A 12,796-nucleotide genomic window follows, 5' to 3' on the forward strand; every position below is an offset into this window, starting at 1 on the left:
GCCTAAGGCTTAGGCTCACAATCTCAGGAACAACTTCTCATCCAGAGGCGCTGTGATCCTGGCTCTGATTATTTTCTCCACGGTGCCATTTTTTCCTGCTTCGCGAATCAAGTCCTTTTGGGTTTTGAGCTGCTGGGATGCGATTTTCAGATGCGCAGCTGTGTAATCGGCGTGTGGCCAGTTTGCCTTTGGGTAGTGAAAGTGGGCATACCATATCGGTTTTTCTTGGCCTTTTTGGCGAACGGAGTATTCGGTGAAGAAATCACCACTCTCTGTAGGCGTGTCCCGCTTCACCAAGTTGATATCGACAAAACCATTGCGCCACAAGAAGTCTACATTTTCCGCAGTCGGCGGCTGAACCAGATAGCCGTCCGCCGCATGTTGGCGGGCTTTGTGCAGCAACTCTTCAGCGGTGGCTCGCCATCGTGCAACCAATTCGGCCGTTTCAGGCTTGGCGTGATGGCTGGCTTCGGCTTGCTCCGCCATTACCTTGAGTTGGCTGGCCGGTGCCTGCAGCATGTCGTACCAATCCTTGGGGGAAAGGTTGTCGCGTCGCAGCGGATCGGCAAGCTTCGTCTTCTGGAAGCGAATTGAACGTTCGATATTGACTGTGCCATCTATCAGCGCTTGTACCTCTCTCTTGTAGCTCGCCAAGGACTTCGTGGGGGAAGACTCATGGGTCGTTTGTACGGGCTCAGCAGGGATGATTCTTACCCATCCACGACCATCCACATCCGAGTGGTCGCTGTAGCTCGCCACGGGTTGGCCGCTTTGTGGGTCGAGCACATCGACAATATCAAAAGTCTGACCGGGTTCCGGGGCGCGTAGGGTGCCGAGCAAGGTCTCCTTGTGTTCGGTCTTGAACACGCGTTGATTACGCGGTCTGGTCTGTTGGTCGCTGCGTGCGGGCGCTGCTGGAATCAGAAACTGCTCTTCTTCGACGACCTGGACCAACTCGGCCTCCGCTTCGGCGATGAGCTCATTGAGCACCTCGGTGAAACGCTGGTGGTATTGCGCCCGAAAGAGCTCCGGATACTCCTCCTGCATAAGAACGCTATCGCTTAATACCTGTTTGTATTTAGTGATAATGGTAGTCAGTGTGGCATTGCGCTCGCTTAAGGTGTAGCCGGTGTATTGGCGCAGATCGTTAAAAGCGGCCATTTCGCTTTTCAGGGATTCTGTCAGGAAACGTTTCATTTGCAGGCGATTGGTTGCCTCTGCGCTGCGGGCTGGCCATGTTGTGGTCATTAGCTTGAGGAACGACATCCTGTTCAGTTTTGATGTCAGTATTCTGGCGGCGGGAGGGGCGGTGTAGCGCTCTTTGATGTACTCCTCGGCCTTTTTATTACCAAAGGGGGAGTCTTTCTTCCACTGATCAAATGCATCACTGACCGCCTGCCTCGACGCCAATAGATTCTCAGTAGCGTGATAGGCCACTTCGGACACCTCCATTGACTCATCGTAAGCGATCCTGGAGCCGTTATTGGACTGCTGCATCAACTCCTCCAGCGAGGCGCCGTCCACTCCAATGTAGCGGGCGTCGTTGAACAGAGCCGTGTAAATATTATCTATTTCAATCAGGGCGTGCAGGATGCCTTGGTATATGGCAGAGCGGTCCTGTTTGAATTGGGACGAGTCGTCGATCCCGCCGATTTTTTTTGGCGCAATAATTTCAATGGTTTTTTCGCTGGCCGCCTTGAGGGCTTGTGTCAGCGGCTTGAGCGCCTGGAGTTGCTGGTCCAGATTACTCTTGAGCGCCTTGGTGACCTGGCACTGTTCCAGATAGGGCGCAAGAAATCGCTGTGCTGCATCCTCACTACTGGATAGGTTGCGAAGCGTCTTGAGCTTTTTTCGAGCGGTCTCGTACTCGGAGAGGCTGGTTTTGATCTTATCGATTTTGGTTGCATGGGACTCTGCCAATTTGGTCGCTTCCCGGAAGCTGCGCTTGTAGGTCGTTTTTACTTGTTTCTGCGCTTGCAGGTCTGCTATGACCGTCTCCTGCGGGCTCTTGTTTTTCAGCATTCCGCCCTTGAGCTTGGGGGCGACGTCAAAATACCAACGACCCTGGGCATCGCGTTGTATGGGCGGCGCCGTACGTGCCTTGTTCTGTTCATCAATAACGAAAGGGCCGTCCAGGTCGATCGCTACGCGATACCAGTGATTGTCGATATTGGCGTACAACTTGTCGTTCACTTGGTACAGGCCTTTCTTGATACCTTCGGCGATGGGCGAGCCAGGGGCGGTCGGTGCCGTTACTTTGAACGAGTCGATGTGCGCAAGCAGGCTTGGCGTCAAGCCTCGCGGGCTGGATAAGCGGATATCGATGGCCGTACCGTCGCCGCCAAAATTGCCGGAGGAGGGAGGCGTTGGGTCCTGATGGATCACAGCCTGGCGTGTTATTGGCTGATTGCTGTCGCGAGGGCGCGGACCGAGGCTGTCGGAATGGGCGTCCTGCTTGAAGTGTTCAAAGGACCGCGCTGGCTTGCCAGGCTCGCCGGTCGGAGCATGGGTCAGCGTCATGCCCAAATTGATCAGCAGGTCGATCACCGCTGAAGTCGGGTCCGGGTCGTTTGGTGTGGAGAGCCGCTTGATGTCTTCTTCGCTGTTGGCCAATTGCAATAACCAACCTGCCATCGCCCCGGGCCCACGCAATACCGGCAGCAATGTGTTGAACAACAGCCAGCCGAGTTCCTTGTGCGAGGCCCAGCGGCTTTCAGCGTCGGAGGAAGATTGGCCTTCTGCCAGGGTGATCAGGCTATTCGCGTTGGAGTGGAACCAATGCTTCATCAGGTCGCCGTTGAGCAGGTCTTGGCGTAGCGCGGTGGCGCCCGCATAACCGTCGACCGCAAGGGTCGTGGGCTTGGGCGTGGTGGGCGGGTCGAACTCATTGAATACGGAGTAGCGTGAAATATTCGGCGTGCGAAAACCGCCATTGCCATAGACCGCTCGGACCCGGTCATCCTTCAACCAGGCCAGAACGCTTTCTTGCAACGGGCCAGGCTTGCGGATGGCCTCCAGCAGTGCCTCGCGGCTGGCAAATTCGAGCAAGGCAGGCTTCATCTGCGGACGATAGAGCAGATGCGGGCCGCTGGTGGCGTTCAGCGGTTCGATCAAAAACATATTGTCGACCTGGTCCGGTGTGGCCCCCTGCTTGCGTACAAATGCCAGGGGGCGCACGGTGATCTCTTGTCCGTCTACCTGTTTGCTGCCCGCGCCAGGCTGGATGATCGCTTCAATAAAACGATAACCCTGGGTGCTGATGCCGGCCTCGCCCTTGAGTTTGAGTTCCAGCGCCTGCATGGCGAGCTGGATCGGCACCTGTTCGACAAAACGCGCGGTCCGATCCCGAGATAGCTCGGTGTCGCTGAGAAGTTCGCGCTTCAACAGTTGTGGGTAGTGCTGACCGATATCAACGCGGTTGATCAGGTTCTTGAGCATTTGCGGCATTTGCGGGTCGCTGACCGGTTGCCCTCGCAGATGAACCTCCATCTGCCCTTTGGGCAAGCCTGCTAGGTTTTCCAGGGCCATGTCGACCAGGCTCATCTTCACCCGTTCGATGTAGCCGCTGCCCAGGTTACCTACGGCAACCTTGAACACCACTTCCACATCCTTCGCCGTGTAGCCCTTGCCGGACAATTGCTCGTCCAGCTGTTGCTCGGTATAGCTGCGGATATCGGGGATACCGTCGAGGAATGTACGGCCGTCGTTGCGCTTGACGCTACTGGCCAGTGCCAGTGAATGATGCCGATAGGTGTCGCGCTCCGCTTCGTTGGCGTTTTTGAGCCAGGCTGGCAAATTATCAAGCAGTCGCCCAACCTCGGCAGCATTCGCAGCATAGGCGCCGGTAAACCAGGGGCTCGGGTCGCTTGCCTGGGAAAATGCCTGTTCCAGCTGATCAAGCGTACCCGACGTCGGAAGATCAATGGACGCCACGTTTTCCACCATGGCATTGAGGATGAGTGCCGCTTGTGTATCAAAAATGTTCGCGTCGGGCTCCTGGCGCTTCCAGTCAAGGCTATCGAAGACAAATGCTTTCTCCTGGTTTCGCCCCCAGGCTTGGCCGAATGCCTGTAATGAGTCATACGGTGTCACGACCCCAGCAGGGGTTGTATGCAACACCTGCGTACGACCGGCGACCTCTCGTGTGATTAACAGGTCAGGGCTGAACTGAGCGTATTGAGTGGCGCCGTGGCTTATGGTGGTATCGAGGATAAACACCTTGGCCGCAGCGTTTCCATGTGCAGCTTGGCGTTGCGCACGATCCGGGTAGGTTGCGACCTGATCGAGGGTTTGGCGTTGCAATTCAGTGAGCCCTGGCTGTTTCAACGCAGCGGTTCTGAGGGTGTCCCTGAGTGTGTCACTGAGCCATAGCCAACGGCTTGTCTCAGCGCCGAGGGTGTTTTGGGCGGAATACGCGTTGCCGGTGAAATGGCGAACCAGCGCTTGTTCGAACCCGCTCTTGAGCGTAGTTCGCAGGCTGCGGATGATCAGTTCAACGGCCTGCATATCGATGCCTGGCACCAGCGCTCCCGCCAAGGGCCCCGGCTTGAGCGTATGGCCCGTGGCTTGATCAATCAGCGTGCAAGCCAGTGAGTGTCTATCGGTAAAGTCCAGCTCGCCGTCGCGGGTCAGGTATTCCAGGGCCAGGTCCAGCAAAGGGGTCAAGCAGTATTGGGGGGGGTTGTTGGAAATGGGTTCGGCCAGCGCTGTGTATTCAGGGTCAAACGCCAAGGTGGGGTACAGGTTTGTGATGGCGTCGCTGAGTAAGTTCGACACCACTGAGCGAAGCGTGGGCCGGCCAGCGAATTGGTGTGCGACCGTGTTGGCAGTGACGTCGGTAGCGGGCTGCGGTGTTGAAATCGTAACGGCAGGCGACGGGTTCAGCGGCACAAAGGTCAAGCCGGACCTGAGCGATGACGACCCCGCCGATACATCGTAATGAACGGTGGTATCGCGCCGGCGTCTGCGCAGTGATTGGTCGTGGCCTGTTTGGGGTGAGGCGTCGGAGTGGCTGCCAAGGGTTGTTTCGGACACTTCACCCGGCTTACGGGTAACGGGCGCAAGCGGTAAAGGGCTCAAGGTGTGGTCAAAAAGGCGGTTAGGGTGATTTCCATGGATCATCATATAGCTTCCTTGTCGTTGAGATCGTGCTCGGCGTAGCGATTTAACCCTGGGCGCATTGAGGCAACAGGTGAGCGGAAACTACCGACCAGCGCTTAACCATGAAATGGACAGCGGATAATCAACTGTTTCCGAAAGTGATGTATCGCCGGCAAATGCCGATGCTGCGCGGGCTCAAGCGGGGTGCGGCAATTATCGCAGCATGTAAATGGCCTGAAGGGTTGAAAGCAGGGTTTTAGGTTGATGCAACAATTTGACCTATCATGAGGTCTTTCCTCTGAACGACTGATGTTATGACTGCCGAAACTGCGACCCTCACGACCGTCCTTGCCACCTGCGACATGCTTGAAATCGATGGCCTGCACGCCTTTGACTTCACGCTTGACGCCGCAAAGCTGCTGATCACCGCCATGGACGGCCGTGCTGAAAAACGCTGGGCATTCAACCTGGCCCAGGTCCAGGCGGCCAGGTTTGACGACACCCTGCAAAGCTGGACCCTGACCGGTGATTCAGGCGAGCACCGCCTGATCTGCATGAGCGCCTTCACCGGCAACAATAACGATGAGGATCAAGCCGATGTTGATGCGTAAATTCTGGCCCCTGTTGATGGCGGGCAGCGTCGGTGCCATGTCGGTGCAGGCTGCACCGGCTGACACCTATGAACTGTTGGTGGGCAGCTACACCGCCGGTACCAGCGAAGGGATCTACCGGCTGCAGTTTGACAGCCGAACCGGCCAGTTCAGCGGCCAGCCCGTACTGGCTGCCAAGACGGCCAACCCCTCGTGGTTGACGGTTTCCCAGGACCAGAAGTACCTGTTTGTGGTCAACGAGAACGGCCCGGGCCAGAAAGACCCGGTCGGCCGTGTCAGCAGCTACCGCATCGACCCAAAGAACTATCAGCTCACCCTGATCAACCAGGTTCAGAGCCTGGGCAATGAGCCTACCCATTCCAGCGTCGCCGCCGATGGCCGCCACCTGTTCGTCGCCAATTATTCGGTGCTGGAAGACCCGGGCGGCAGCCTGGCGATCCTGCCGGTAGACGGCGAGGGCAAGCTCTCGGCCCCGGTGCAGTTGAGCGGGCACCCGGCCAGCCGGGTGAACCCTGAGCGCCAGGCCTCCAACCATGTGCATTCGGTGGTGTCGTCGCCGGATGGCAAGTATGTATTCGTACAGGACCTGGGGGCGGACAAGGTGTTTGTCTACCAATACGACCCCAAGGCCAATCACGAACTGCCGCTGACCCCCGCGAACCCGCCTTCGGTGCAGTTGCCGCCGGGCAGTGGCCCGCGCCACTTGCTGTTCAGCGCTGACGGCAAACACGCCTGGTTGACTACCGAGATGAGCGCCCAAGTCGCCGTGTTCGACTATAACGACGGCAAGCTGACGCAAACCCAGTTGCTGGACTATGCCGCCGGCCAACCGGTATCCGACAAGGCCGGTGCTGCGTTGCATGCTTCAAGCGATGGCAAGTTCCTCTATGTAAGCAACCGTGGCACGGCCAATCAGTTGCTGGTGTTCAGCATCGATCCGGCCACCGCGCACCTCAAGGAAGTCCAGCGCCGCTCCGTCGAAGGTGATCACCCACGCGAGTTCAGCCTCGACCCCAGCGGCAAGTTCCTGCTGACCGCCAACCAGAAAAGCAATGAAATCGTGGTGATAGAACGCGACCCCAAGACTGGCCTGCTGGGTAAAACCGTGCAGAAGTTGCCGATCGATGCGCCCAGCGACATCAAGTTCCTGGTGCGTCAATAAGCCACAGGCCCCGCATTGCGGGGCCTGAGCCTTTGTATTAATTGCATTGATAGCAGCTACTGTTTCAAAGCATTTCTAAGGTCAAACCCTCGGGCGTAAGTTGAGTTCCAAGGCCTCCACCGGCCACTCAACCAAACGAACACAAGGGTTACCGCCATGAACTTGAATCTCTTCTCCATCATCGCTGCTTCCGCTGTTTCCGCCACCGTAGCATTGCCAGCCGCTGCCAGCGTGGAAGTCACCGGCAAAAAATCCAGCGTTACCGCCTATACCCAGAAATACCTGCAACAGAGCGCCAACTTCTACGCGGCGCTGGATCATAAAACCCAGGCTTAATGAAGATCAAACTGTGGGAGGGGTAAGCCCCCTCCCACAGTTTGATTGTGTTGGTTTTAAGATTTTGCCATTACTGCAACAAATAGCGGCGACTCAAGAAACCGCTGCAACCAAGCCTGCAATCGCCGATAGGGCGTAGCCGCAAACCACTCTCGATCCACATGAGCAAACTGCCGTACAAATGGCGCCAGCGCCACATCCGCCAGGCTCAGGTGATCGGCGAGCAAATACTCCCGACTCGCCAGCAAATCCTCCAGCTTCTGCAAGAACACCTCGCCCTCGGCCCGATAATGTTCCATCGGCTGCCCCGGGTAGCGCTCGGCATACTTGTATCGATTCAATTGATGTTTGAACGCCTGATCATTCTCGGCTATCAGCGCCAATACCGCAGGGTTGCCCTTGAGCGCCCAATCATCAGGATCGTGCTGCGCCAGGGCCCATTGCATGATGTCCAGGCTTTCTTCGAGCACTCGACCCTGCACGCTCAACACTGGCACCGTACCCTTGGGCGACAGCGCCAGCATCTCGGCCGGCTTGGCTTTCAGGCTGACTTCGACAATGCGCACCGCCACGCCTGAATAACGCAACGCCAGGCGTGCCCGCATCGCATAGGGGCAACGCCGGAACGAATACAGCAGCGCCTCGCTCACTTGACCTCCAAAGTACTCAAGCCATTACCCTGGCGCTTGACCTGGATCTGCACCGGGATGCGTTCGTGCATTTCCTGCACGTGGGAGATCACCGCGACCTTGCGGCCCTGGGCCTGCAAGCCGTCCAGGGCGTCCATGGCCAATTGCAGCGACTCGGGGTCGAGGCTGCCGAAACCTTCGTCGATAAACAGCGATTCGATCTTCAAGGTACTCGACGCCATGGACGCCAGGCCCAGGGCCAGCGCCAACGACACCAGGAAGGTTTCGCCACCCGAGAGCGAGTGCACCGAGCGCAGTTCGTCGCCCATCTCGGTGTCCATCACGAGCAGGCCGAGCATGCTGCCGCCACGTTTAAGCCGGTAGCGGCGCACCAGTTGGCGCAGTTGTACGTTGGCGTGGTGCACCAGCAAATCGAGGTTATAGGCCTGGGCGATCTTGCGGAAGGTATCGCCGGTGGCCGAGCCGATCAGCGCATTCAGGCGCGCCCAGCGTTGCCACTCTTCGTAAGCCTTGGTGATCTGTTCGGTGAGGGCCCGGTTGGCGTCCTGGCGGCGCTGGTCTTCAGATTGACGTGCGCGCAGTTCCGCGCAGTGTTTCTCGCCGTCGGCCAGTTGCTGATTCAGCGTCGCCAGGCTGTTGTCCAATTGCTCGGCGTCCAGATTGCCGTTGTGCAATGCCTGGTGTTCGGCCAGGCGTTGTTCACGCTCTTGCAGCAATACCTTGGCCTGCTCGACGGCTTTTTCGCTGTTGTGCAGCTGCTGGCGCAGTTGCGTGACCTGGGCTTCATCGAAGGCCAGCAAGCGTGTCAGGCCGTCGTCATCCAGTTCAGGGTGCAGGGCGCGCCACTCGGTGACGCGCGTGGCCAGGTTGTGTTGCTCAGCTTGCAGTGCTTGCTGGCGTTCCTGCAGGGCCTTGAGGTCCGCCGCCACCTGCACCAGGGCCGTGTGCATGGCGTGCAGTTGCTGGTTGGCATCGTTCTCTGCCTGGCGTGACTGCTCGATGCTCTGCTCCAGCTGTTGCTGCCAGTGTTCGGCGCTGGGGTGGTCACCTAGTAAGGCGCTGAGTTTTTCCTGGATCACCTGTTGCTGCGCCGCCAACTCGTTGACCTGCAGATTCAGGGTGTCGAGTTGCTGCTGACGGTGTTGCTGGTGGGTCTGTTGTTTCTCGATGGCTTGTTGGCGCTCTTGCTGCTCGGCCAGTTCATCACGCTGATGGCTCAACTGTTCCAGGCGCTGGCTGACCTGTTGGTCGAGGCGCATGAAGGTCGTCGCGGGGTCGCTGCGCAAGCCTTCCAGGGTATCGGCGGGCAACAGGCCGGCGAAGGCGTTGAGTTCTGCGCCGAGGCGTTCGCGGTCATTGGCCAGTTCGCGCTGCTGGTCCAGCAGCAATTGCCGGGCTTGCTGGCTGGCGTCCTGGGCCGCTTGCAGTTGTTGCTGCAAGCGACCGGCATTTTGTTGCAGGTTGAGCAGGGCGCTTTGGCGCTGTTCGTCCTGGCTGATGCTTTGGGTCAGCTGTGCCAATTGTTGGGCCAGCCAGGTGCTGCGTTGGGCGACGTCCTGATTGAACAGCGAAGCGGACAGCGAATGGGCTTGCAGACTTAGTGCCAGGCCCTGTTGCTGTGTAGCCAGCTGTTCCTGTTGGCGCAGGAATTCCTTTTGTTCGGCGATCAGGCCGCCGACCTCACCGCGCAACTCGGTGAGTTTTTCCTTGAGGCTGTCGACGGCCTTCTGTGCCGTGGCTTCTTCGTTTTCATCGTGGCGACCGAGGCTTTGCAGCAGGGCTTCGGGCTGGTGAAACGGATGCTCGTGGCTGCCGCATACCGGGCAGGGTTGGTCATCCTGCAACTGCCCGCGTAGTTCCTCGACGCTGGCACTGCGGGCCAGGCGCTGGCGCTCCAACAGTTGCTTGGTCACCGACAAGGCTTGCTCGGCAACACTGAGTTCGGCCTTGGTTTGCAGGCCAGCCTGGTTCAGCTGCTCACGTCGTTGCGCAGCGTCGGTCAGTTTCTGCGTCAGCGTGGCGGCCTGTTGATCCAGCTGTTGCTGGCTGTCCCACAAGCGTGCCAGGTCTTCGAAGGCGCGCTGTTGCTTGCGATTGTCCTGCAGCAGGCTGGCCAGCAACTGGATCTGTTCGGCCACCGCATGGGGTTCAGCACCGGCTTCCTGGTAGAGCAGGTCCAGGGTTTCACGTTGTTGGGTGAACTGTGCGTCGGCGGTGTTGGCACGCTGTTCGAGCTGCGGCAGTTCGGTCTGGCCTTTGTTGAGGCGATTGCCGACCAACATCAGCTGTTGCAGGCGGTCGCGGTAGGCGTTCCAGGCCTCACTCAAGGGGGCGAGGGCGGCGCTGTGCTCAAGCTCGGTGGCCAGGCGTTGCAGGCGCTCGGCGACTTGGGCCTGCTTGTCTTGCAAACCATCGAGCAGGGCCTGGCCTTCGGTGCAGGCGTTTGCGTGCTGCTGTTTTTCCTCGGTGCGCTTGGCCAGTTCCCTGGTCAAGTGGGCGAGGGTGTTTTGTTCTTCCACGGCCTGGCGCAGCAAGGGCGCGGCGTCGGCCTGGTTTTTCAGGGCCTCGGCCAATGCCGCGTGGGCGGCCAGTTGCTGCTGTTGCGCCTGTTCCTGGCGGCTATGCAGGGCGACTTGCTGATCGAGGTGCTGCTGAATCTGCGCGGCGAGCGGCGTCAGCAAGGTGCCCAGTTCTGCCTGGCGCAGGAATTGATGGCGTTGCGGCGCCAGCTGGTCGAGGCGACTCAGGTCCTGGCGTTGCGGGCCTTGGCTGTCCCAGTGCTGTTGGGCTTGTTGCAACTGTTCGACGGCGCTGAGCTGGCGCTCCTGCCATTCACGCAGCTCCTTGAGCCAGGTGTGCTGCAACTCCAGTTGCTTGAGCTGGGCCTGGCGGGTCTTGAGCTGTTGCTGGGCTTCGTTCAGCTGTTGATCCAGCTCGGCACGGGCTTCGGCGGCCAGGGGCACTACGCCGGTGGCCTGGTCTTGCAACTGTTTGTGGGCGTCCTTGGCGTCCTTGGCCTTGTCGAAGGCACGGCGGCCAAGCTGGGTGTACAGCGCGGTGTCGGTGAGCTTTTCCAGCAGTTCGCTGCGCTCATTGTCATTGGCCTTGAGAAAGGCGCTGAACTCGCTTTGCGCCAGCAACACCGCACGGGTGAACTGCTCGAAGTTCAGGCCCAAGGCCAGTTCCAGCTGGGTCTTGTATTCGGTTTTCTGACTGGCCAGCAGTTGCTCGCTGTCCAGGTCGATCAGGCTTTGCCGGCTGTTCTGCAACTTGCCGCTGGCTTTGTCGCGGGCTCGGTTGGCTTCCCAGCGCGCGCGATAGCGACGGCCGCTGACGCCGACGAAATCCACCTCGGCGTAGCCGCCACCGGTACCGCGGCGAATCAGGGTGCGCGGGTCACCGATGGAGATATCAGTGTCGGCATCCGGCATCTTCGCCTGGCCGGTATCGCCCAGACGCGGCACCGCGCCAAACAGCGCCAGGCACAATGCATCGAGCAGGGTACTTTTACCGGCCCCGGTCGGCCCCGTGATGGCAAACAGGCCCGCACTGGCCAGGGGCTCGGCGGTAAAGTCGATTTCGAACGGGCCGGCCAGGGAGGCAAGGTTTTTCAGGCGGATGGCAAGGATCTTCATGGTTGTTCACCCGCTTGTTGTACTTCCTGGAGCAGCACGGCGAAGTCTTTCAAGGTCTGTTCATCCACTTCACTGCCATAGCTGTCCTGCCAGGCGCGGCTGAACAGTTCCTGGGGCGTGAGCTGGTCGAGTTCGATCAAGCGCTCGTCGTCGGTTTCGGTGTTGCCGCGCTGGCCGGCGTATTCGGCGGCGATGCGCACCAGGCGCACGGCCTTGCCTTGCAGGGCGGTTTCGATCTGCTGGCGCAGGTCGGGTTGCGGCTCGTCGAGGCGCACGCGCACTTCCAGCCAGGGGTGGCGCTGGGTTTCGGCCAGCAGGTCGATGTCCGGCAGCGCGGCCAGTTGCGTGAGAATCTCGGCCAGGGGCGCGGCTTCCAGGCGTTGCAGGTTGACCGAGCGTGGAATCAGCAACGGTTCGACGCTGACCAGCCGTTCGCCCTGGAACATCACGTCGAGTACCTGGTGCTTGTAGCCGATTTCGGAAAACGACAGCGGAATCGGCGAGCCGCTATAGCGAATGCGCTCTTCACCATTGACCTTTTGCGGCTTGTGCAAATGGCCGAGGGCAACATAGCCGACGCTTTTATCGAAAAGGCTGGCCGGCAGCGCCTCGGCGTTGCCGATGATCAGGCTGCGCTCGGAGTCTTCCGACACCGAACCGCCGGCCATATGCGCATGGCTGATGGCTATCAGCGCCTGGCCTTTCTTGCGTTTGGCGTTGGCGGCGGTGATCAGCCATTCATGCACCTGGCCGATACCGCGCAGGTAGTCATCACCCAGCTGTGCACCGGTGACTTCCGCCGGGCGCAGGAAGGGCAATGCCAGGCACCAGGCGGCAATCTTGCCTTTGGCATCGGGCAGTGGAATCAGCAGGCGTTCGGCATCCAGTTGGCCGTCGTCCAGCCACAACACCCGGCCCAGGGCATGGGTGCGCAGGCGGCGCATCAGCGGTGCGGGCAATTCGATACGCGAACCGGAGTCGTGGTTACCGGCGATCATCACGATGGTCAGTTTCGGGTTTTGTTCGTGGGCGCTGATGATGAAGTCATACAGACGCTCCTGGGCCTTGAGCGGCGGGTTGACCGTGTCGAAGATATCCCCGGCGATCAACAGCACATCCGGGCGCTGGGCGTTGAGTTGGCCCAGCAGCCACTCAAGGAAACAGGCGTGTTCGAAGTCGCGTTCCTGGCCGTGGAGGTTTTGGCCCAGGTGCCAGTCGGAGGTGTGGAACAGACGCAAGGCGAACTCCGTGGAGAAGATGAAAAGGAGGGGAGTTTACCTGTAAATGCACACGGGATGCCTG

The 12,796-nt window shown here is 59.4% G+C and carries 7 protein-coding genes; 3 read left to right on the forward strand and 4 right to left on the reverse strand.

Features of this window, described 5'->3' with window-relative positions:
• Nucleotides 1–15: 15 nt before the first annotated feature.
• Nucleotides 16–5,124: a dermonecrotic toxin domain-containing protein gene (locus BLU48_RS08820; protein WP_231989026.1), complete on the reverse strand. Its 5,109-nt coding sequence runs from the start codon at nucleotides 5,122–5,124 to the stop codon at nucleotides 16–18.
• A gap of 290 nt (nucleotides 5,125–5,414) precedes the next feature.
• On the opposite strand from BLU48_RS08820, the gene BLU48_RS08825 reads away from it, so the two are divergent.
• The 3 genes from BLU48_RS08825 to BLU48_RS08835 all read left to right on the forward strand — a co-directional run bounded on the left by BLU48_RS08825 (nucleotide 5,415) and on the right by BLU48_RS08835 (nucleotide 7,209).
• A complete protein-coding gene (locus BLU48_RS08825) occupies nucleotides 5,415–5,711 on the forward strand; it encodes a DUF5629 family protein (RefSeq protein ID WP_057025259.1) in 297 nt (98 codons plus the stop codon).
• Nucleotides 5,698–6,873, forward strand: a complete 1,176-nt coding sequence (locus tag BLU48_RS08830) for a lactonase family protein (protein WP_057025260.1) — start codon at nucleotides 5,698–5,700, stop codon at nucleotides 6,871–6,873. Before BLU48_RS08825 ends, BLU48_RS08830 begins: the two co-directional genes overlap by 14 nt.
• Nucleotides 6,874–7,029: 156 nt before the next feature.
• A complete protein-coding gene (locus tag BLU48_RS08835; protein ID WP_043050891.1) occupies nucleotides 7,030–7,209 on the forward strand; it encodes a hypothetical protein in 180 nt (59 codons plus the stop codon).
• Between the two features lie 56 nt (nucleotides 7,210–7,265).
• Here the strand turns inward: BLU48_RS08835 and BLU48_RS08840 are convergent, their stop codons facing one another.
• Genes BLU48_RS08840 through BLU48_RS08850 form a run of 3 tightly spaced genes read right to left on the reverse strand, consistent with a single transcriptional unit; the run spans nucleotide 7,266 to nucleotide 12,732 of the window.
• Nucleotides 7,266–7,859, reverse strand: a complete 594-nt coding sequence (locus BLU48_RS08840) for a glutathione S-transferase (RefSeq protein WP_057025261.1) — start codon at nucleotides 7,857–7,859, stop codon at nucleotides 7,266–7,268.
• Entirely contained in the window at nucleotides 7,856–11,494 is a 3,639-nt protein-coding gene (locus BLU48_RS08845) for an AAA family ATPase (RefSeq protein ID WP_057025262.1), read from the reverse strand. The genes BLU48_RS08840 and BLU48_RS08845 overlap by 4 nt, the downstream gene beginning before the upstream one ends.
• Nucleotides 11,491–12,732, reverse strand: coding sequence for an exonuclease SbcCD subunit D C-terminal domain-containing protein (locus BLU48_RS08850; RefSeq protein WP_057025263.1), 1,242 nt, complete (start codon nucleotides 12,730–12,732; stop codon nucleotides 11,491–11,493). Before BLU48_RS08850 ends, BLU48_RS08845 begins: the two co-directional genes overlap by 4 nt.
• Between the last annotated feature and the right edge of the window lie 64 nt (nucleotides 12,733–12,796).

Origin of the sequence: Pseudomonas synxantha (assembly GCF_900105675.1) — a bacterium.
In the GTDB taxonomy this organism is placed as follows: domain Bacteria; phylum Pseudomonadota; class Gammaproteobacteria; order Pseudomonadales; family Pseudomonadaceae; genus Aquipseudomonas; species Aquipseudomonas synxantha.

Excerpts from the sequence above, each read along its gene's own strand:
- BLU48_RS08820 (WP_231989026.1), bottom strand. The coding sequence starts at position 5,124 with ATGATGATCCATGGAAATCACCCTAACCGCCTTTTTGACCACACCTTG.
- BLU48_RS08825 (WP_057025259.1), top strand. The coding sequence starts at position 5,415 with ATGACTGCCGAAACTGCGACCCTCACGACCGTCCTTGCCACCTGCGAC.
- BLU48_RS08830 (WP_057025260.1), top strand. The coding sequence starts at position 5,698 with ATGTTGATGCGTAAATTCTGGCCCCTGTTGATGGCGGGCAGCGTCGGT.
- BLU48_RS08835 (WP_043050891.1), top strand. The coding sequence starts at position 7,030 with ATGAACTTGAATCTCTTCTCCATCATCGCTGCTTCCGCTGTTTCCGCC.
- BLU48_RS08845 (WP_057025262.1), bottom strand. The coding sequence starts at position 11,494 with ATGAAGATCCTTGCCATCCGCCTGAAAAACCTTGCCTCCCTGGCCGGC.